We start from the raw sequence: 20,684 nt of genomic DNA on the forward strand, positions 1-20,684 counted from the left end.
AGACAGGAGAGAACGAAATGCAATTGTATAACATTGTAGATTATGGAGCAGTTCAGGATGGTACGACGTTGGCTACGGAAGCGATTGCGGCTGCCATTGAAGCGGCCAGCAATGATGGAGGAGGAACCGTTTATGTTCCGTCTGGGACGTATCTGACAGGAGCTATCTTTCTGAAAAGTAACATTGAGCTGCATGTAAGCCCTGGCGCAACTCTGTCCTTCAGTACGGAACTGGCTGATTACCCTGTAGTAGAATCCAGATGGGAAGGCGTTCAGCGAGAAGTACATGCGTCATGCATTTATGGACAGAACCTTGAGAATATTTCAGTTACAGGTAGCGGAACGCTGGACGGAAATGGTCAACCGTGGTGGGAAAAGCACCGGAATCATCCAGAGGAGTTACAATATCCGAGACCCAAATTAATCAGCTTTGACCGTTGTCAGCGGGTTACCATTAAAGATGTTATGTTAAAAAATTCCCCCAGTTGGACTGTAAACCCCATCGCTTGCTATAACGTTACGATTGATAATTTGTCCATTCTTAACCCGGCGGACTCCCCCAATACGGACGGTATTAATCCTGAATCCTGTTCCAATGTTCGTATTAGCAACTGCAATATAGATGTGGGCGATGATTGTATTGCGATCAAAGCAGGAACCGAAGATACACAAGAGCGAATTCCATGTGAAAATATTACGATTACAAATTGTACGATGGTGCATGGACATGGCGCAGTCGTACTGGGAAGCGAAATGAGTGGTGATATTCGTAATGTTACGATCAGTAATTGCGTGTTCAAGCAAACGGATCGGGGTATACGTCTGAAATCCAGACGAGGACGTGGCGGAACCATCGAGGATATTCGCGTCAGCAACATTGTGATGGAAGATGTAATTTGTCCATTTATTCTGAACCTTTATTATTTCTGCGGCCCTCGGGGCAAAGACAAATATGTGTGGGATAAAAATCCCTATCCCATTACCAATGAAACCCCGTGCTTTAGACGAATCCATTTTTCCGATATTACGGCACGACAGGTTCATGCGGCTGCTGGATTCTTATACGGACTTGCAGAGCAATATATTGCTGAAATTACATTTTCCAATATTGATATTTCTATGGCTAAAAATGCAATTCCCGGTCGTCCGGCCATGATGACAGGGATTGAAGATATGAACAACCGTGGTTTTTATCTAGGTAATGTGAAGGATATTCGTTTTCAACATGTGACGATTGAGAATCATGAAGGTCCTGCCTTTTACATTGAAAATGGAGAAGACGTTGAAATCAATCGTTGTCATTCAAAGAATACAGATCAGCCCGAAAAGCTGATAGAACAAGTAACGATACAACCTTCTGAACGAAATAAGATGAATTAGGAGGGCATGAAAGGAGGTACAACGTGGATAAGTTGCAAGCATTGTTGGGCGACCTTCCGGCAGATCGCCCTGTAACGGCAACTCTGCTGAATCAAGAAGAGCGCGAGGGATACAAACTGGAGTGTCTCCTGCTCGACTTGAACGGGATCGAGTCTGTACCCGCTTATGTAGCTACACCCTTACAAGGGAACGGTCCGTTCCCATTGGTCGTTTTTAACCATTCGCATGGAGGCAATTATACGAACGGGCGCAAGGAACTGATCCATAGTAGCCCTTACTTGCAGCAGCCCTCGTTTGCTACTACCCTGACAGACATGGGGTACTGTGTATGCTGCATTGACATGTGGGGTTTCAATGAACGTGGGGGCAAAACTGAGAGCGAGCTGGTAAAGGAAATGCTCTGGCAGGGCCAAGTGCTGTGGGGCATGATGCTGTATGATAACCGTCGCTTGGTGGATTATATGTGCCAGCGTGAAGATATCGATGCTTCCCGTATCGCAACAATCGGTATGTCGATGGGCGGACTCATGGCATGGTGGATGGCTGCGTTAGATGAACGGATACAGGTGACGGTTGATATTTGTGGACAGGTAGATGCCCATACGCTAATCGCCAAAAGGGGGTTGGATCATCATGGTTTCTATTCCTATGTCCCTGGCTTGTTGAAGCATTTTACCACCTTGGATATTCAAAAGCGGATCGTACCTCGTCCACGGATGAGTATAACAGGTCAAAATGATCGGATGTGTCCTATTGAAGGAGTCGAGCATTTGGCAAAAGGTCTGCTGGAAGCTTACCAGGAAGCAGGTCACCCTGAGCATTGGCAGCCTGTGATTGCGGGCGGTGGACATATGGAGACGTTGGAAATGCGAATGGCGTGGCAGTTATTTTTAGCTGAACACCTGTAAATCAAATGAAAGGATCGGGGTAACCATGCTAGTTGGAAAAGAATCCTTTTGTGATTTCCATACGATTCAGGAGGCGATTGCTGTATTGGAGCAGTCGGATTCCAACGAAATGGAAACGTTAACTATTTTATCAGGTACTTATGAGGAAGAGGTACGAATTTACCGTTCATATCTTCATATTATAGGCATCGGACAGGTAGAGATTCGAATGGATCGGTATGCCAAGGAACGGGATGAAGCGGGAGAGGAAATAGGGACCTTTGCGACACCTACTTTATTTTTAGGCGGTAGCCATCTGATCTTGGAAAATCTCACGATTTCCAACACGGCAGGACAGGGAGAAGCCATTGGGCAGGCCGTTGCGGTATACGCTCATTGTGATGAAACGGTCTTTAGAAACTGTACCTTTAAAGGGCACCAGGATACTTTATTTACAGGCCCTCTACCTCCTGCACCGAAAGAACGACTCCAGTTTGGTGGAATCCATTTGAAGGAGCATCATAGGCACTATCGGCAGCTTTATCAGCATTGTTATATAGAGGGTACGGTGGACTTTATTTTTGGTGGGGCTACCGCGTATTTTGAAGATTGCGAAATTCGCAGTTTACGCCATCATGACAACCAAACGAGCTACGTCACAGCCGCCTCTACGCCGCAAGGACAAGCGTATGGTTATGTATTCAACCATTGCTACTTAACCGCAGAAGCTGATATTACCCCGGTTTTTTTGGGACGTCCGTGGCGGGAGTATGCCAAGACCGTATTTGTCGATTGTAAAATGGGCGATCATATTGACCCACGTGGCTGGAACAATTGGGATAATGTCGCGAACGAGAAAACGGTCTGTTATCAGGAATATAACGGACCCGATGAAGTTGCTACGTTACGTAAGCAGCGTGTTCCGTGGGCAGATTGTTTTGAAACGGGAACAGAAGTATGGAGCAAGGAACAGGTTTTTGATGAAGTCACATTTTGGAAGTAAGGAGAAGTGAGGTCTCATGATGATCCAAAATCCCATATTAAAAGGCTTTAATCCCGATCCGTGTATTACACGAGTCGAGGATACTTACTATATTGTGGTGTCATCGTTTGAGTGGTTGCCTGGAGTACGGGTTTACCAGTCCAAAGATTTGGCCAACTGGGAGCATTGCACAGATATTTTGACCGATCAGGTTGATTTAAGAGGAAACCCGAAAAATTGCAGCATTTGGGCACCGCAGCTTAGCTATGCGGATGACCTTTTTTATCTGCTCTATACGGATGTGAAAAGCACCAAGCGTCCGTTCAAGGACGTCCATAATTTTGTAATGACGGCGCCTACGATCCAAGGACCTTGGTCGGAACCCGTCTATCTTAACAGTAGCGGATTTGATCCGTCTTTATTTCACGATGAGGACGGACGCAAATGGCTGTTGAACGCATTGTGGGATTACCGCATGTTGGAAAGTAATAAATCTTCCGGTATCGTCATGCAGGAGTATGACAGCAAGCAACAACAACTCATTGGCGAGCCTGTTAAAATCTTTGATTGTACTCCTTTGAAGAAAACAGAAGCGCCTCACATCTACAAGCAAAACGGTTATTACTATCTTGTTACAGCGGAAGGCGGAACGGGTACGGGACATGCCGTTACCGTAGCACGGTCGAAGCAGATATCCGGGCCATATGAAGTAGACCCGCACAACCCCATGCTTACGTCACGTGATCGACTGGATTTCCCGTTACAATGCGCAGGACATGGCAGTCTTGTACAAACACCGGACGGCGAATGGTACATGGCTCATTTATGCACACGTCCAGTAGAGGGGAAATATGCCATTTTAGGACGGGAAACAGCCTTGCAGCAAGTGTACTGGAATGATGAAGGCTGGCTGCGATTAACCGCCGGGGGCCATACACCTCAATTGGAGGTGCCCGCACCTCAAGGGAAGTTCTCGGTTAAACAAGAGCAGCAGGGTTATATTTTCGAGGATTTTTTCGAGGGACCCACATTAGATAAAACGTGGAACACATTGCGTATCCTGGCGGATGATAGCTGGTGTTCATTAAGCCAGCGCCCCGGTTATCTTCGGATTCTAGCTGGAGAATCCATTCAAAGTCTGTTCCAGCATCATGTGCTTGCCATTCGGCAAACGGATCATCATTTCCGGGTGGAAACAGCATTGGAGTATCAGCCAACAAGCTATTTGCAAATGGCGGGGCTTCTACTGTACCTTAATGAAGAAGATTATTTGTACGCCTATATTAGCTATGAGGAGGGACAAGGGAAGGTGCTGCGCATGATGCGATGTGAAGCCAACACATTTACCTTAGTTCCCCAAGCGATTACGCTTCAGGACGATCTTCCTATACATTTAGCTGTGGAAGTCCATGCATCCCACGGGCAATTTTATTATGGAGTCGGAGACAAACCTGCTTGGAAGCGGCTTTTTGAAATGCAGGATATCAGCTTTTTATCCGGTGGTTTTACAGGGAATTTTGTAGGTATTGCTGCTCATGATATGCAACAATTCCAAGGAAGCTACGCTGATTTTTCTCATTTCTTATATCATGGTAAGGATCATCTTTCCTCATAAAAAACATGATAATGAATATGTTGAAAGCACCTTAATGGGTGCTTTTTTTCGTGGTTTCTGCACTTTACCTTTTCACATTATAACTTCGCAAAATCTCCAAAAAAGCGGTGCTTGCTTTCGTTTCAAATGTCGATGAAGGAGTTAGGAAGGAGAATTTTCGAATGACCGGAAGATTATGAATATCCAGTACTTTTAATGTGCCCAGAGCAAGTTCCTTCTGAATGACCCATTGGGACAGCAAAGAAATCCCCAAGCCTGCTTCTACAGACTCTTTGATGATCTGTGTACTGCCAAAATTCATCATATGAGAAGGGGAGAACCGGAACCGTGCAAACATATTTTCAGCCGCTTCCCGGGTTCCAGAACCTTCTTCCCTCAGAATCCAGATGTCCTCTTGCAGCTCACTTAAATCCACTTGAGATTTACCAACCAAACGATGATTTTGCGGAACGACGATATACATTCGATCATCAGCAAATGATTCAATGTGTAAATGGTCATGCTGAAATTCTCCTTCGATAATGCCTACATCCAGTTGATTATGGATCATGAGTTTTTCAATTTCCTGGGTGTTACCGATGGTAATGGAGGGCTGAATGAGTGGATACTGGATTCTCATTTTCGCGATCACATGCGGCAGTACATATTCGCCATACGTGTAGCTTGCGCCGATCGACAGGTTTCCTTTTGCTGTATGCATCAGCTCGTCCACCAAATACTGCATCCGTGTATGGAGACGGATAATCTCCTGAGCATGATGATACACAATTTCACCTGCTTTGGTTAAGCGCACATATTTATTACTACGCTCCAGGAGGCGGGTCCCTACGCTACGTTCCAGCGTTTGAATATATTGACTTACCGCAGGTTGGGTCATGTGTAACTCCTCGGCAGCTCGTGTGAAGTTTTGTTTCTCCGCGACCCTAACAAATACGATTAAAGATTGGTCCAAAGCCCATTCCTCCAAATTCATCATATCTATTTACTTATTATCATTATTATAATGATTTATTTTTCTTATGAAAAAAAACATATTAAGCTGGATGCATGTAGAATTGGAGGGGTTCACCATGAACAGTCATACACAACACACCAAATTATTTTCGAACAGAGGGCGATTATTCCAGCGTATATTTGGCATTATCCTCACGCTGTTATTTGCTTTGGCAGGCTACGGCCTGAACGAATTGCCAGGTTTTCATTATGTAGGTCCATTGGCCTGTGCCATGTTTCTCGCTATTCTGTACCGACAGTTGTGGGGATACCCTGAAGCTGTGCGCTCGGGGGTTGAGTTTTCAGCAAAGAAAATACTACGTGGAGCGATTGTGTTATTTGGGCTGAAGCTGAACATGGATGTTGTCATTCATCATGGGTTGGGTTTACTTTTGCGTGATGTGGGCACCGTTGTATTTTCCATCTTTTTTACGGTTTGGCTGGCAAAACGTTTCAAGGCAGATGCTTCGCTTTCGCTTCTTCTTGGTATTGGAACAGGAGTTTGCGGTGCAGCAGCGATTGCAGCGGTTTCTCCCTTGTTAAAATCCAAAGATGAGGATACAGCCATAGGAGTAGGACTCATTGCCTTGGTTGGAACGGTATTTGCCATTTTGTTTACTGTGCTTCGGCCCTGGCTTCCTTTGGCGGATATGCAATATGGAATCTGGTCGGGCATCAGTTTACATGAAATTGCACATGTGGCCTTAGCTGCAGCGCCTGCCGGACAGGATGCTCTTGCAATGGGCTTATTAGCTAAACTGGGGCGTGTTTTCTTACTCATACCGCTCAGCTTTGTTTTAATGGTTTGGATGAAACGAACTGGAAAAATTCGTACAGACGCTAAAGTGGAGTTCCCCTGGTTCCTCATCGGCTTTATAGCTACAAGTATTGTGGGCAGCTATGTTTTTGGAAAATATATTGTAGTTCCATCTAGTCTGACGAACGGAATTTCTCAAGTTACCACCTTTATGTTAACAATGGCTATGGTAGGCATGGGGCTGAATGTGAGCTTTAAGGCTTTGCGGGAGAAAGCAATGCTTCCCTTACTGGTACTATCTGTTACCTCGATCATTCTTATAGGGTTAACATTTTTAACAGTGTGAACATGAAGTATTCGTTTGGTGATAAGATTGCTAGTAAACTAGGTTAATAAAACTGAAAAAAGCTCTGCTCGCTGTATAGCTGGCAGAGTTTTTTAGTACTTTTGTATGATAAGACTGAAATATGTACTGAATCAATCGTAACTTTTACCATATGATACGCGTCTATCAAAATAGAGGTCCTGAGAATTATAGTGTGCAAGAATTTCATAAGCAAAAATATAGAGATTGGTAGGGTACATAATGAAGAAAATTTGTTTATTTGCTTTTTTGTTTCTGTTTCTACTAGCATTTCCAAGAGAAAGTCATGCTGCATCTTCGAGTTCACATCTTCAGTTGGATGGTAAAGATATAAGTGTTGGCAAAGGTGTTCAGATTCAAGAAGTAAAGGGGAATGTACTGGTTCCACTCCGTCTCATTGTAGAGGAATTGGGTTATAGCGTGAATTGGGAGTCCAAGACAGGGACCATAACTATACATAAGCAAAATCTTAACCTCAGTCTTCAGGTCAACAATCCCATAGCCTCTGTCAATGATCATCAAATGGGATTGGCTGTAGCTCCTTTGCTTAAAGAGGGGACGACTTATGTTCCGCTTCGCTTTGTATCGGAGCAGACAGGAATGAATGTGACCTGGAACAACGAGCTTAAAACCGTGTTCCTGACGACTCCTCCTACTTCAAGCGGCAATAGCGAGTCCACTCATGATCATCCTGCTACTCCAGCTGTAAGTAATCCTAAAGAGAGTGCGCGCACGGCTATAAACCAAATTAGCTTCGATAATCACCAATTAACTATAACTGTTAATGGAAAAGTAACCCCAAAAGTAACCACGTTGACTCATGCAGACCGTATTGTTGTAGACATACCGGATACAAAGTTTGCTGAGGAATTTCCAGCATCGCAATCATTTAACAATGGTGGACAAGGAAGTTTTCCAGTCACAGAAGATCCAGATGTTTCTCAAGTAAGATACTCCATGGCTAGTACAAACCCAGCCTCGGTACGCATCGTGGTCGATCTTAATCAGAGTACATCCTTTCATGTACTCAATGCGGATGATGGTAAGGTGGTTATAGCGTTGGATCAGGAAACAGAGGAGCCATCAACTACCGAGAACGTTATACCTACCATACCTGTTGTACCTGAGATTTCTTCTGATGGACACGCGCAAGGGATTGACGTCTCACACTATAATGGCAATATTGATTGGCAGCAAGTGGCGGCGGCAGGCAAGACATTTGCTTTTATTAAAGCTACAGAGGGCACAAAATATCAAGATAATCAATTTTTAGTAAATGTGCAGGGTGCCAGAGATGCTAACATCCTGGTTGGCGCTTACCACTTTTTGAACGCTACTACTGCGGAGGGAGCTCGTCAGGAAGCAGCTAATTTTGCCAGGGCTATAGATTCAGCAGGAGGCAGGCTGGATCTCCCCCCTGTGATGGACTATGAAAATAACCCCAAAGGTCTTACTCCTGCACAGATTAGTGAAGTGGCGCATGCTTTTTTGGATGAAATGGAGAGGCTTACCGGGCGTCAGCCGATCGTATACACGGGCAATGTCTTTGCTTCCAAGTTTGATCCTACATTTTCTATGTATAAGCTGTGGGTAGCCCGATACAGCACTACGCAAAAGCCGACCGCAGTCCCAGCTTGGAATAGCTGGTGGGCTTGGCAGTACAGTAGCACAGGCAGTGTTCCGGGTATTCAAGGCCAAGTCGATTTGGATGAATACAACGGAACGATAGATGAACTCCGGGCTTCACTGGCAGGAGAGCGTGATTAGCATAATCAACGTTATAATCAATCCTCGCGAATCCGGAATAGGATCTGCGAGGATTTTTAATGTCTAATTTGTTTAGTTGGGCATAATCCATACGATTTCGCTGATTCGAACAAAGAATTTTTTTCCGTATACATCTAAAATGACATGATCAGGCTTACAGTCCACTACACATCCATCAATTCTGCCACGTGTTGTCTCAAGTACAACGTACTTGCCGATCACCGATTTTAATGTTTCTACGACGTACGGATCTACAGGGTGCACCACGACGTGGTGAGAGGTAGGATGGTGGGGGAAAGGTTGATTAACGTTGTAATTGAGCATTTGATTTGAATTCAATTGCTTCACTCCTTCAAGATTAGTTGTGTTATCCTATGCTCCTGCCTAGGAAAGGTGTAGGCTAATGCCCATCAGCAAAAACATTCATAACATTGCCGAAAAGCCCGGTCCGTGGGAAAGCTCAATACATAAGCTATGTTGTACCTTGAATTGAAGGAGGCAATGACCATGAGTGAATGTGAAAGAGGTTGTGGTGGCGGTTCAGTAGGGGGCTACCCAGGAGTATGGACATCGACAGGAGCTATTCTGGTACTGTTCATTCTGCTCGTTATCATTACGAAGTCTTTATGGGTTTAAAATGAACTGAGTAGCTTAACCCCTCATTGGTATATAACCGATGGGGGGTTAAGTGTTTTAGAGGATGGAACGTATGTAAAACACCTCAAATAACAGCGTACAAGCCCTACACAAACTGTGCTGGGCTGGGCAGCTGTCATTTGAGTTACACTGGCATCTATAGACAGGAACGGACAATGGATCAGGATTAAATTAACGCAATCGCCAGCAGGGTGAATAGGCTCAAAGTTAAGATTTGATTCCCATACCCGTAGCCAGGATAAAAGGCAGACGTTTGTACACGTCCGTTCCGTTCTGTTTTTAAGTACACATTATTACGATCTACATCCATAATAGTTCCTTCGTACTGTTTTCCGTCAATGGTGAGAATACGCACCTTTTTATTCATGCAGTTCAAACAGTTGTAGTAAGCGTCCATTCCATCACCCCCTCTTATACATTGGCATTTTATGAGAGGGACGGTCTTATGGTAACGGCGAACATACAGGGAAAAGGTATTCTCTCCAACTTAAGACCTGACTAGAGTTAGCCTATTCTTGATAGGGATTAAAAGAGAAGCCAGGATATCCGTTAGTATAGGCGTAATCTCTTTGGGGGACGGCTTGATGGTGTGATGAAGCATCAGCAAGCCTTACATGTATCCCTGGTTTTCGGGGGGGCTGCTGCTTGCAGTCATTGGGAGGACCGATGATGACAGGTTTTTTAATAGGGGCGAGCGCTTCCTGAACCTTATTCTCATCCAGGCAGTAAGTATGAGCCAGAATGTTATTTGGCGTTAGGCGCAAAATGTCAGATCCCAGTATGAATTCAGGGGTCGGGGCATCAAACATCGTCAACAAATGAGTGTTATCCATCGTGGCGACCAGATAATGCCACCATCCTTGAGGGACGTTAGCCACTTGGCCAGGTGTGATCGGAAAATGTCGTAACTCACGGGTAAATGGGTTAATCAGTGACACGGTTACTGCTCCAGAGATGCAGTAGACCAGTTCTGTGGCATTTTGGTGATAGTGAGGCTCCACAACATTAGCAGTGCTGAGGCGAATATCCAGCAGCGATACATTTGCCAATGTATTCAGCTGCTGGATCGACAGCTCGTTGATCGAATTTTGAGCATCCTTCTGAAACAAAACATTGTCGCTTAAATCATAGGTGAATTGTACAGTAGGAGAGGTGTAATCCATATATGAATTCACGCGTCGTTTCCAGCCTTTCTGTTATTCAAGATTTGATGATCGTACGCTACTCTATGCATACGCCCATATATGTGTGCGCGCAAATGTGGTTTGAATTAGTAGAAATCAGGCTCCGATCCCGGGCAAGTTGAAGCGAAAAATAGCGAAAAAAGTCACGTATTCAAGTGCGGTTAGAACATGATCCATTGCTTTTAATACACGTCACCCCTTTAGGGATGGCGTTTTATTTGCTTGGGTAGTCTTAGGACCAGAGCCGGATGATACGTAAATGCGGCTTGTGGTATACTGCAACGGACGTGTGAAAGTATGATTGTCCCATTCCGTATGTAGCCACGCGTCACTTCTGCAGCTAGGCATAAGTTATGTCATAAGAAACATCATCGGATAAACGTCCCTGAGTTGTACAGGCCGGAATGGTTGCACCGGACAGAACATGAAAGAGGAGGTTGTCTGGAATATGAAAAAATTATCTATTTTAATCCTGTCCTGCGCATGTATGCTAGGTACTGTATTGTCAGTCGCACCAGGACAAGCACAAGCACAAACGTCAGCTTTGAAGAAAGGGATTCAAAGCGAACGGGTGCTGGAGCTTCAACAGCAGCTTCATTCGCTCGGTTATTTCAAGGCTGGGTTTACTGGGTACTATGGTTCTCTGACCAGTAAAGCGGTGGCTCGTTTTCAACGAGATAACGGTCTGACACCTGATGGAGTAGCCGGAGCGGCAACACAAGCCAAGCTGAAATCCTTCGGAGAGGTGCGCGTAACCGCGCTGGATCAACTGGCTCGTATCATTTATTCTGAGGCGCGCGGAGAATCGTTTGAAGGTCAAGTGGCTGTTGGCGCTGTCGTATTAAACCGTGTGCAGTCCGGCGAGTTTCCAAGCTCGATCCCGGACGTTATTTTGCAGCCTGGCCAATTCACCGCTGTACAGGATGGTCAATACCGCCTGAAACCAAACAAGACGGCATACCGTGCAGCCAGGCAGGCACTTAATGGTGCTGATCCGACTAATGGGTCCTTGTTTTATTACAACCCGGCCATTGCCACAGCCAAATGGAGTAAAAGTCGCCCGGCTGTCATCTCACTCGGTCGCCATACGTTTACGAATTAATTGCACATGAGAATACGCAAATTTCCAGCCGTCAGTTGCTTCTTCTAGGAGCAGTGACGGTTTTTTATATTCACAAATTTGTAATATTTTAGTGGTGATTTATCTGATTTAATATTAAAAATTCTACCTATTATTCCGATACTCTTAATAGACAAAAAAATGAAATCAAAGGAGTCTTTCTAAATGAGTCAACATCCTTACACTATCGAAGTAGATCAAGCCATGAAAACGGTACATATGGCGGTGAATGGAGTTTTTAGCCAGGAGGAGTATGATAGCTTTGTAAAAGATTATGTAGCCAAAACTTCATCCATTCAGGCGTCCAGCTTTACACTCAAGGTAGATTGTACCCAGATGGCACTTTTGGGTCCGGGAGAAGTGGAAAAATTGAAGGGCTCATTTGTACGTTATAAAGAAACTGGATTTGCCAAAGTAATCTTTGGTATCAGTCTACAACAAACCATTATTAAAATGCAGCTTGGTCGAGTAGCACGTGAAGCAGGATTAAACAACGTAGATATTGTCGTACAATAATGCGCTGACGTATGTGTAAGGGGGAAACCTGATGAGCCATATCAAAATAAAAGCACTGGGTGTGTACCATCCGCCCCATTCGTTGGATAACGAATACTATGTTCGCCATTTTGACGAGCGGGGCAAAGATATTCGACGCTTCATGGAGCATATGGGTAGAAAACAGCGTTATATCATTGATGATCCGAACGAAAACGGCCTAACCATGGGAATTGCAGCTGCGCAAAAAGCTCTGGAACAGGCCGGTATGACAGGCCGTGATGTGGATATGATCGTGTTCTCCACTCAAGTTCCTGAGTCACTGTTTCCGATGAATGCTTTGTTTGTTCACCAGGCGATTGGGGCGAGACATGATGTGGCCGTGATGGATTCCAACGCGAATTGTGCAGGGATGACAGTCGCTGTCGATCAAGCCAGTCGGTCGATGCTATCTAATCCTGACGTGCGGACAGCGCTTATTATCGGTTCAGATTATAATTCACTCATTTCCGATCCGGAGGATGAGATTACTTATGCGAACTATGGAGATGCTGCATGTGCGGCTATTTTGGAGCGTACAGAAGAAGACACCGGTTTTATAGATTCAATGTATTTTACGGACCCAGTCAATATAGATAAAATTTTGTACCCGGCTCAGGGGTTAGCGGCAACACTCCAAAGGAATGCTCCCGGAAAATATATTCAGTGGCTTCCGTTCGATGCCAATATGGCCTTGCCTCCTACATTTGATCTGCTTGAACGCATTTTAAAAAAGAATGGGCTGACGCCTCAGGATGTACGGGCTTATTGTCTGTCTCAGTTCTCGTTAGCAAATGTATTGAAGATTCAGAATCACTTGGAGCTAGAGGATGCCCAAATGATTTATGTGGGTGATCGATATGGTTACACAGGTACCAGTAGCCCGTTCATTGCGCTATATGAAGGTATTGAATCGGGTCGTATCCGGCGCGGTGATTATGTGCTGTTCTGGACGATTGGAGCTGGATATCAGCTGGTTGCTATGTTGTTTAAATATTAGTTATGCGAAGACCTTGCAGCTGTAAGGTCTTTTTTGTGTGTCACACAATGACAATTGTAATGATTTGGTTGTGCTATGTTTGTTTATTTTGTAAAATTTAAACATTGAATTAAAAGGGAGAGCTTATAGTGCGGACATCGGATAGCATGACAATTATGACGGAAAACATGGCACACAATTCATTATAGGAGCTGAAGAGTCATTAAGATCGAAAATTTATTTTATGGGGAACGAATAAAATTGGCCGCAGTCAGGGAAGAAGATGCCGAAGTGATGTTCAAATGGGGTGAGGATGCGAAGTATCTGCGAAATGTAGATACGGATTTGGCGCTCCCCTACACGTTGAAACAGATGGAGTCAGAAGGATCTCCCCGCTCTAACGAGGTCTATTTTCGATTAAGAACATTGGCAGATGATGTCTTGATCGGATTTGTCGCTATCCACGGGATTGAGTGGAATAATCGCAGCGGACAGCTGGCAATAGGTATAGGTAATACGGACTACCGCGGCAAGGGCTTTGGGGCAGAAGCGGTACGGCTGATTCTTCGTTATGCGTTTTATGAGCTCAATTTGAATCGGGTCGGCTTGGATGTGATTGAGTACAATACACAAGCGATCCGAACTTATGAGAAGGCGGGGTTCCAGCTTGAGGGTAGAGTTCGTTCCGCTGTTCTTCGTGATGGTAACAGTTATGATCGTATCATGATGGGTATCCTGTATTCTGAATGGAGCTCGACTGTTCAAATATAATAGATACACAATTTGTTCATAAAATATTCCATAATAAGCCTTTTAATAATGTGAAAAGAGGTTTATAGTTAAAGGGTCACATGCCCAAATCATTATTAATTTGAGTATGAGTCAAAGCTGAGGAGGAATTTACATGGCAAACGTCGTAAGGTCCGTTACTTCACCCAAGAAATTTATTTCTGGACAAAATCTACTCTCGTCGTTAAATGACTATATTAAGGATTATGGCGATAAAGCCTTTGTCATTTGTGATGAGTTCATACTTGAAAGGGCCCAAAAGGAGGCAGGTGCTTCGATTAAAGCAGCTGGTAACCAGGTGGTCTTCGAGAAATTTCAATATGAATGTACAAAAGAAGAGATTGATCGTAACCGCGAATTGGTGCGTAAACATGGTTCGAACATTATCATAGGGATTGGCGGGGGAAAAACATTGGATACCGCCAAGGCAACGGCTTATTATGAAAAGCTGCCTGTTGTTATTTTCCCAACGATTGCTTCTACAGATGCTCCTTGTACCGCGCTTGCGGTTATATACAAAAAAGATGGCTCTTTTGATGAATATCTGTTCCTGCCTACTAATCCAGACGTTGTACTGGCGGATACAGGCATCCTGGCAGCAGCGCCTGCACGTTTCTTTGCAGCTGGAATCGGTGATGCACTGGCCACTTATTTTGAAGCTCGTGCCTGCTATCAGGCCAATGGAGATAACCTGGTTCTGAACAAGCCTTCCACTACAGGGCTGGGACTTGCTCGTCTTTGTTATGATACGTTGCTGGAAAATGCTGTGAAGGCCAAACGTGCTGTGGATCGTAAAGTATATACTCGTGCGGTTGAGGATACGATTGAAGCTACTATTTATCTGAGCGGTGTTGGTGCAGAATCAGGTGGATTGGCAGCAGCACATGCCATTCATAATGGCATGACGGCTGTTCCTTCGCTCCATAAAGCACAGCATGGTGAGAAAGTTACATTCGGCTTGTTAACCCAGCTAGTGCTGGAAAATGCACCGAAAGAGGAACTGGAAACCGTGATTAAACTGGTGAAGGATGTAGGCCTTCCGTTGACGCTTCGTGACTTGGGTGTAGAGGAATTTGTTGAGGCTGAATGGCGCCAAGTGGCTGAAGCTGCTTGTGCATCGAATGATACAATGGTCAACATGCCGTTCCCGGTTAGTCCTGCTGACGTGTACAATGCAATCATTGCAGCGAATGCAATAGCAGAATCCTATCAAGAATAGTTTCTTCCTAAATCACGAAAATGGGTTTACAAAAACGGGTCTGTCACATCACTGGCAGACCCGTTTCGTTTACGTGCACTAACTTGTGAAACGAAAGTAGGGTACCAGGGACTTATATCCTATCTTGTTCTGACCGATATACATGTAACAGGGAAATTAGGTTGGTTACACAGCAGGAGGAGATTTGATGTTGGTGCATGGTAAAACACGTAGGGGTAACTTGTACATCCATATGTCCAGCGGTTTTCACAAAATTGGAGATTATCGGGAAGAATATTCTGTAGCACCAGGTGATCGGCTGATGTCTAGACTGTCCAAGCGGATCTACACCATTGTATCCGTACATCTTGGTGAAGAGGCGTATGCCGATATTGATCTAGAAGAGGTTATCAGAAATAGTTAGAGAGCTTTATTTGGATTTAGTATAAAAAAAGCTTCCACTTTGCTCTTAGAGCGAAGTGGAAGCTTTTTTCTTTCAGCGGAGGGACTCATGAAGAAGGTCTCGTGTGATGATATTATTTTGGTTCATAAAATGTCTGATTGCTGCTTGTGAATTGGTTGCAGACAGTTCCTTTCCCCATGTCATGGCATAGGCCCAGGCTGGCTGGTTTTGCAGCACCTTCGCACTCGGCAGAATATCACTTTCTCCGATACCCATAGGCTTGCCCTGCGCAAGCTTTAGCAATTCAGTGTAGTAGGAGGATTTATAATCGTTATTATAGATATCAGCTGCAAGAATATCTACCCGGTTAATACCTGGGAAGGACAGATTATAGGGAGTGCTATATGCGTTTGGAGCATTGGGACTCCACACCCACAACAGGTTATCCAGATGATGGACATGAGTGAACCGATCATACATTAGATTCCACAACTTAGCGTAATTTTGCTTGTTCCCCCACCAAAACCAGTTGCCGTTCATCTCATGATAGGGTCTCCATAAAACAGGTACATCCGCGTCTCGTAAAGTCTTAAGGGACAGAGCCACCTCATCCAGATCGGCGATCAGTTGTTTATATTGCGGGGTACCCGGCGTGATGTAACGATTAAATTCAGCTTGAGTTATTTTTGCTTGTACATTTTTCCACGTTTTGGGTGTGCCCGGTAGCGCCTGATGGAAGGTAATAGCTACGATTCCGCCGTCCTGACTCCATTGGATAGCACTATTCACAACATGCTGACGTTGCTCTTGTAGGGCCGTACGGGACTGATTAGCTAATCCTCCAAACTCATAGCCGTGAAGTCCTGCGTATTGTCCGCTGATTTGTTGTAGCTTGTTATTTTGTTCATCCGGTGCCTCTAAGTAATCATGCTGCCCGGAAATTAGCATATCATCCGGTACATTAGATAGGTAGGCAAGTAATTGCTTCGCTTTGGCAGAGGCTTGAACATTAATTGGCGGAGCGGCATCGGCAACAATGAAAGATTGCTGAGAGCCGCTGAAGAGTAAAACAAGCATTAGCAGTAGCACCCTCTGTAACCAAAAGCGTGTTGAGTGAGATTTCATGGCGCTCCTCCTTTGATGCATGGTAATGGGATTAGTATTTTTCTTTTTGCTTTCTAAGCTGTATATAGGCAATAATAATAATCACCAGCAGACTAATCATGGCCCATCCATTGAATTCCTGTGAGTGTGTCCAGTTGTCCCATACAAGGAAGCCTAAAATTACAACGAGCAAACTCATTGTGAGATACATTTTGGTTTGTGCTGGACGTTGAGTGCGTTTCGAAATCCAATGTATGATGCCGAAAACGATGGCTGCCTGAAATAAAAATATGCCCATCATCATTAAACTTGCTATAAAGATTGGGGACATCGGTATCCTCCTCCTGGGTTTACAAACAGAATATGCAGGTTGTAACCGGGATGTGGATTCTTAGATGTGAATTTAATTACAATTGCAGTAAACAATTGAGCGCTGGTTACGATCTTGAACAAGTTGACTAAATTATACCATAACTACCGTCCTGCAATGAAAGACGTCTAAATACCCACTCTACCTTGATTCGACATCATACTTTATATTCAGCGAAATATTGACATATGGATATGCACTTCATATATATGAAGATGCAATCAGAAATATGTGGTAAGTATATACATAAAAGCACCGCGAAATCGACGGAAAAGTTTGGTATGATTAAAGTGGATTGAAAAGGAGGTACTCTTATGAATGAAGAAAACAGACCATTCTCTAGATCGGCAGATGCTGAAGGAGCAAAAGCGAACTTTGATGCCAATCAGCGGAAGCTCCACTCCGAGGGAGTGCCTAGCTTATGGCGTCAGGTCAGCAACCTGCTGATTCTGGTTGGTGTGATTGCATTGATTATCATTTTAGCTCGAGTGCTCTAATTGAAATATCCAAAAAAACGAAAAGAATTTGAAGAATTAGGGATGTGAAATGGTGTTAAAGGCAGCTTTACTTTTTATATTGGCTGGCATCGCTGAAATTGGAGGAGGATATTTGATTTGGCAGTGGCTGCGTGAAGGGAAGACATGGTATGTCGGACTTTGCGGCGGAGTAATTTTGGCTGTGTATGGAATCATCGCTACCTTTCAGGTTTTTTCCTCCTTTGGGCGTGTGTATGCAGCATACGGAGGTGTCTTTATTGTTCTTTCCATCGTATGGGGCTGGTGGATTGATAAAAAGACACCCGACTTGTACGATTTCATTGGTGGATTGATTTGTTTGGTCGGTATAACTGTAATCCTGTTTCCGCGATCAGGGTGATAGGACGAAAAACCCTTTTTTATTTTCGAAAACATGACTATAGGTCTAAAAAAATAAGCTTCATATTCCGAAATAGAACTTAAGGAGGGGGTTCTATGAACTGGAATCAAATGAAGCTTAGATTGAAATTTGGCAGTACTATGCCGAAGAATGAAGGTAATTTCTCTTTTGGTATCATGTGTGGACTTTTAATCAGCATCGTGCTGTGGATCTCGATCATTGGCTGGATTATGCTGATCTTTAAGTGATTTTACGAAATCACTGTACATATCAAAACAAATAAAATTAAGGGCTGCTCACAAACCCGTGTCCTATTACCCATGCTTTATTTTGTGAAATCGTTACGTAACTTGTCTATCCCGCGACCTATGGCTTCATCAATCATATCGGTAGCAGCAGGTGTATCTGCATCGGTGTCAGGAATGCGATTAAATCCTGGCTCGCGCTTGTCGAGGGATTGTTTATGTTCGATTTGATCGTCAGTACGATTTTTTTCAGAGTTATTATCTCTCATAGCACATCACAGCTCCTTTTATTAGGTACATTCAGCTTCTATACTTTACATAAACGCTTGTGCTCCAGACTAAACGTTGATAAAAATAAAACCGGGAGGGACTAAATCCCACCCGGCACTTCCCAAACAACTAGCGATGCTCAATCAGATCAATCGCTCCCAGAACAACATGAGCCAGTCCGAAACCGAGAATGCCTGTAGCTGCAAGTTTGTACTTACTGCTCAGCAACACAGCGCCTGAAGCCGATACTACCGTTCCAAGAACAGCTGGAATCATACCTTCACGCATTCGTAACACCCCTTCTGGTAGTTTGGAAAGACGTTTATTAGTGTGATTCAAATGTGCACAAGTTATACAAAACAGAGAATTTTATTATTTTTTTTAAAAAACACTTTACAATTCGATAAAATTATCGTATTATATGTTGGTGCCCAATTGAACGACATTTACATAACGAGAACACTTCTTAATCAGATGCATGTTTCTCAGATACTTGTAAGACAAGTAAGTGTAAAGATTAGCGTTCCTAAATTTATGCCGGGGTGGCGGAATTGGCAGACGCACAGGACTTAAAATCCTGCGGTAGGTGACTACCGTACCGGTTCGATCCCGGTCCTCGGCACTATGGTTTTTCTCTTGAATCCCTTGATTATCAAGGGATTCTTTATTTTTTACTGATTGAAATCATGACTTCCATATCACAGGGAGCGAGTGCCTTTTTCGCTCTTGGGGACGGATTGGGGACGAGCTTTTGGATCGAAGACATCGAGGTGTGCTGTCGTTTTACGACTAAGCTTCTTGGTGACGTGAGCATAGGTGTCTGAAGTCACTTGAGATGTGGAATGTCGCAATCGATGTTGAATCTCCTTGATAGGATGCTCCCTAGCCAATGGCAATGTGGGCTGAAGGCGGTGTAGGTGTCGATATCCGATACATAACTCCGAGTGATACTAGATAAGTATGCTGATTGAACAAAAGTAAGATTTATCGTGAAATAAAAGCGAAGACTCAACCAGTATAATAGCTGGTATGAGTCTTTTTTTATATCCAATAAAAAATAAATATGCAAATATATAGATTATATTTATAGATCAGCAAGTTTATGTTTAGACACAGTTCCTCAATTAAATTATTCTTAGTCTATTAAACATATTGGAGGATTACCTTAATGAAGAAAGCATGTATAACGATTTTATTTTTAGTTCTTTTATCCCTTCCCTTATCGAATGCTTTTGCAGCCGAGGCAGAGTATTCAGAAAATTTAATTCCAAATATGACATCTAACACCTTTCCATCTGGTGTGGCAAGCGCAAGTAATGAATTTTCATCCGCAAATAGAGCTTTCGACGGAGATTTTGCTACTATTTCTAGCGCTTGGGGCTCAAATGTAAATGCAGCATGGTTAAGATATGACTTTCCTACTCCTGTGGTTATAGGTCAGTATGTTATATATCCACAAACAACGGCAAGTGACCGAGCCCCTAAAGATTGGACTTTAGAAGGCTCCAATGATGGGGTTACTTGGAACATTCTAGACACTCAGTCAAATATCACTGAATGGCTAGATAGCACTCCCAAAAAATTCACTTTCTCTAATTCTAATTCATACAAGGATTATAGAATCAATATAACAGCCAACAATGGAAATCAGATTTTAGCTATTGGTGAACTAGAGATGATGTCTAAAGTATCGAGCTCTACTCCTAATCCAGGAACAGAGGACCCGGACCAAACTTCAAGCGGGGATCATGCTATTCTAGTAGTCACCATGACAACAGGCTTGGAGAAAGAATTCGATTTGAGTATGAAAGAGGTCAATGACTTTATTGCATGGTACGAAGGCAAACAGGCTGGTTCTGGATCAGCATCCTATGTAATCAATAAACATGACAATAATAAAGGCCCATTCAGTAGCCGTAAAGACTACATGCTGTATGATCGTATTCTAACGTTTGAAGTAAGTGAATACTCTAAATAAAAGCAAATCCCCGCTAACCTTTAATTGGTCAGTGGGGATTTACATTTTTATCTCTTCTTAGCCCGATACCATGGTATAACTGCTGTATTAAAACTTTGTTTCGAATCACTTTAATTAATGCTTTACTCTATTCATATGTTATCATATCTGTTTACACAGATGATGAAGTCCCCTTATTTTCGTTATTTTTAACTTTTCTTGTTTTCTTAGTTCTCCGTCTAAGAATGACAAAC

The 20,684-nt window shown here is 43.6% G+C and carries 25 protein-coding genes and 1 tRNA gene; 18 read left to right on the forward strand and 8 right to left on the reverse strand.

Going from position 1 to position 20,684, the window contains the following annotated elements:
• Positions 1-17: 17 nt before the first annotated feature.
• From ACUYLD_RS05940 to ACUYLD_RS05955, 4 genes are read left to right on the forward strand one after another with little or no spacing between them, the layout of a single operon-like run.
• Entirely contained in the window at positions 18-1,379 is a 1,362-nt protein-coding gene (locus ACUYLD_RS05940) for a glycoside hydrolase family 28 protein (protein WP_446674605.1), read from the forward strand.
• A 23-nt stretch (positions 1,380-1,402) separates the two neighbouring features.
• The gene (locus ACUYLD_RS05945) at positions 1,403-2,287 is read left to right on the forward strand and encodes a dienelactone hydrolase family protein (protein WP_446674606.1); all 885 of its coding nucleotides are present in this window, start codon (positions 1,403-1,405) and stop codon (positions 2,285-2,287) included.
• Between the two features lie 25 nt (positions 2,288-2,312).
• Positions 2,313-3,269, forward strand: coding sequence for a pectinesterase family protein (locus tag ACUYLD_RS05950; protein WP_446674607.1), 957 nt, complete (start codon positions 2,313-2,315; stop codon positions 3,267-3,269).
• A gap of 16 nt (positions 3,270-3,285) precedes the next feature.
• Positions 3,286-4,863: a glycoside hydrolase family 43 protein gene (locus ACUYLD_RS05955; RefSeq protein ID WP_442436309.1), complete on the forward strand. Its 1,578-nt coding sequence runs from the start codon at positions 3,286-3,288 to the stop codon at positions 4,861-4,863.
• Positions 4,864-4,927: 64 nt separating this feature from the next.
• On the opposite strand, the gene ACUYLD_RS05960 is transcribed toward ACUYLD_RS05955, so the two are convergent.
• Positions 4,928-5,815, reverse strand: coding sequence for a LysR family transcriptional regulator (locus ACUYLD_RS05960; protein WP_446674608.1), 888 nt, complete (start codon positions 5,813-5,815; stop codon positions 4,928-4,930).
• Positions 5,816-5,933: 118 nt separating this feature from the next.
• Here ACUYLD_RS05960 and ACUYLD_RS05965 point away from each other — a divergent pair, with 118 nt between their 5' ends.
• Together ACUYLD_RS05965 and ACUYLD_RS05970 are read left to right on the forward strand one after the other, a co-directional pair.
• The gene (locus tag ACUYLD_RS05965) at positions 5,934-6,959 is read left to right on the forward strand and encodes a YeiH family protein (protein WP_446674609.1); all 1,026 of its coding nucleotides are present in this window, start codon (positions 5,934-5,936) and stop codon (positions 6,957-6,959) included.
• A 240-nt stretch (positions 6,960-7,199) separates the two neighbouring features.
• Positions 7,200-8,744 carry a GH25 family lysozyme gene (locus ACUYLD_RS05970; RefSeq protein WP_250260959.1) on the forward strand — a complete coding sequence of 515 codons (1,545 nt, stop codon included), beginning with the start codon at positions 7,200-7,202 and terminating at the stop codon, positions 8,742-8,744.
• 72 nt (positions 8,745-8,816) lie between these two features.
• On the opposite strand, the gene ACUYLD_RS05975 is transcribed toward ACUYLD_RS05970, so the two are convergent.
• On the reverse strand, positions 8,817-9,083 hold the full coding sequence (locus ACUYLD_RS05975; protein WP_025719729.1) for a DUF2642 domain-containing protein: 267 nt from the start codon (positions 9,081-9,083) through the stop codon (positions 8,817-8,819).
• 168 nt (positions 9,084-9,251) lie between these two features.
• Between ACUYLD_RS05975 and ACUYLD_RS05980 the strand changes: the two genes are divergently transcribed.
• Positions 9,252-9,380 (forward strand): hypothetical protein, encoded by a 129-nt coding sequence (locus ACUYLD_RS05980; RefSeq protein WP_013371969.1) that lies wholly within the window; start codon positions 9,252-9,254, stop codon positions 9,378-9,380.
• A gap of 187 nt (positions 9,381-9,567) precedes the next feature.
• On the opposite strand, the gene ACUYLD_RS05985 is transcribed toward ACUYLD_RS05980, so the two are convergent.
• Together ACUYLD_RS05985 and ACUYLD_RS05990 are read right to left on the reverse strand one after the other, a co-directional pair.
• Positions 9,568-9,798 carry a hypothetical protein gene (locus ACUYLD_RS05985; RefSeq protein WP_025719727.1) on the reverse strand — a complete coding sequence of 77 codons (231 nt, stop codon included), beginning with the start codon at positions 9,796-9,798 and terminating at the stop codon, positions 9,568-9,570.
• Between the two features lie 112 nt (positions 9,799-9,910).
• Positions 9,911-10,576 carry a cupin domain-containing protein gene (locus ACUYLD_RS05990; protein WP_069289961.1) on the reverse strand — a complete coding sequence of 222 codons (666 nt, stop codon included), beginning with the start codon at positions 10,574-10,576 and terminating at the stop codon, positions 9,911-9,913.
• Positions 10,577-11,033: 457 nt separating this feature from the next.
• On the opposite strand from ACUYLD_RS05990, the gene ACUYLD_RS05995 reads away from it, so the two are divergent.
• The 6 genes from ACUYLD_RS05995 to ACUYLD_RS06020 all read left to right on the forward strand — a co-directional run bounded on the left by ACUYLD_RS05995 (position 11,034) and on the right by ACUYLD_RS06020 (position 15,629).
• On the forward strand, positions 11,034-11,687 hold the full coding sequence (locus ACUYLD_RS05995) for a cell wall hydrolase (protein ID WP_165178363.1): 654 nt from the start codon (positions 11,034-11,036) through the stop codon (positions 11,685-11,687).
• A 183-nt stretch (positions 11,688-11,870) separates the two neighbouring features.
• Positions 11,871-12,221, forward strand: a complete 351-nt coding sequence (locus ACUYLD_RS06000) for a hypothetical protein (RefSeq protein WP_029517714.1) — start codon at positions 11,871-11,873, stop codon at positions 12,219-12,221.
• Positions 12,222-12,252: 31 nt separating this feature from the next.
• Positions 12,253-13,239, forward strand: a complete 987-nt coding sequence (locus ACUYLD_RS06005; protein WP_446674610.1) for a ketoacyl-ACP synthase III — start codon at positions 12,253-12,255, stop codon at positions 13,237-13,239.
• A gap of 201 nt (positions 13,240-13,440) precedes the next feature.
• Positions 13,441-13,989, forward strand: coding sequence for a GNAT family N-acetyltransferase (locus ACUYLD_RS06010; protein ID WP_134903680.1), 549 nt, complete (start codon positions 13,441-13,443; stop codon positions 13,987-13,989).
• A gap of 133 nt (positions 13,990-14,122) precedes the next feature.
• Positions 14,123-15,226 (forward strand): glycerol dehydrogenase, encoded by a 1,104-nt coding sequence (locus tag ACUYLD_RS06015; protein WP_446674611.1) that lies wholly within the window; start codon positions 14,123-14,125, stop codon positions 15,224-15,226.
• A gap of 187 nt (positions 15,227-15,413) precedes the next feature.
• Positions 15,414-15,629: a hypothetical protein gene (locus ACUYLD_RS06020; protein ID WP_013311038.1), complete on the forward strand. Its 216-nt coding sequence runs from the start codon at positions 15,414-15,416 to the stop codon at positions 15,627-15,629.
• A 72-nt stretch (positions 15,630-15,701) separates the two neighbouring features.
• Here ACUYLD_RS06020 and ACUYLD_RS06025 read toward each other — a convergent pair whose 3' ends face one another.
• Both ACUYLD_RS06025 and ACUYLD_RS06030 read right to left on the reverse strand, forming a co-directional pair.
• On the reverse strand, positions 15,702-16,733 hold the full coding sequence (locus ACUYLD_RS06025; RefSeq protein WP_348620070.1) for a glycosyl hydrolase: 1,032 nt from the start codon (positions 16,731-16,733) through the stop codon (positions 15,702-15,704).
• Between the two features lie 31 nt (positions 16,734-16,764).
• Complete coding sequence (locus ACUYLD_RS06030) at positions 16,765-17,043, reverse strand: hypothetical protein (RefSeq protein WP_446674612.1); 279 nt, start codon at positions 17,041-17,043, stop codon at positions 16,765-16,767.
• Between the two features lie 353 nt (positions 17,044-17,396).
• On the opposite strand from ACUYLD_RS06030, the gene ACUYLD_RS06035 reads away from it, so the two are divergent.
• From ACUYLD_RS06035 to ACUYLD_RS06045, 3 genes are all read left to right on the forward strand, one after another.
• Positions 17,397-17,579, forward strand: a complete 183-nt coding sequence (locus ACUYLD_RS06035) for a hypothetical protein (RefSeq protein ID WP_013311035.1) — start codon at positions 17,397-17,399, stop codon at positions 17,577-17,579.
• Positions 17,580-17,631: 52 nt separating this feature from the next.
• Complete coding sequence (locus ACUYLD_RS06040) at positions 17,632-17,958, forward strand: YnfA family protein (protein ID WP_069291997.1); 327 nt, start codon at positions 17,632-17,634, stop codon at positions 17,956-17,958.
• Between the two features lie 95 nt (positions 17,959-18,053).
• On the forward strand, positions 18,054-18,206 hold the full coding sequence (locus ACUYLD_RS06045; RefSeq protein WP_165149143.1) for a hypothetical protein: 153 nt from the start codon (positions 18,054-18,056) through the stop codon (positions 18,204-18,206).
• Between the two features lie 77 nt (positions 18,207-18,283).
• On the opposite strand, the gene ACUYLD_RS06050 is transcribed toward ACUYLD_RS06045, so the two are convergent.
• Together ACUYLD_RS06050 and ACUYLD_RS06055 are read right to left on the reverse strand one after the other, a co-directional pair.
• Positions 18,284-18,472 (reverse strand): hypothetical protein, encoded by a 189-nt coding sequence (locus ACUYLD_RS06050; RefSeq protein ID WP_023989396.1) that lies wholly within the window; start codon positions 18,470-18,472, stop codon positions 18,284-18,286.
• 130 nt (positions 18,473-18,602) lie between these two features.
• Complete coding sequence (locus ACUYLD_RS06055; RefSeq protein WP_013311032.1) at positions 18,603-18,761, reverse strand: hypothetical protein; 159 nt, start codon at positions 18,759-18,761, stop codon at positions 18,603-18,605.
• A 248-nt stretch (positions 18,762-19,009) separates the two neighbouring features.
• On the opposite strand from ACUYLD_RS06055, the gene ACUYLD_RS06060 reads away from it, so the two are divergent.
• A tRNA-Leu gene (locus tag ACUYLD_RS06060) sits at positions 19,010-19,095 on the forward strand.
• A 546-nt stretch (positions 19,096-19,641) separates the two neighbouring features.
• The gene (locus ACUYLD_RS06065; RefSeq protein ID WP_446674613.1) at positions 19,642-20,451 is read left to right on the forward strand and encodes a discoidin domain-containing protein; all 810 of its coding nucleotides are present in this window, start codon (positions 19,642-19,644) and stop codon (positions 20,449-20,451) included.
• Positions 20,452-20,684 lie beyond the last annotated feature (233 nt).

This window comes from Paenibacillus sp. SER-28, assembly GCF_052906305.1.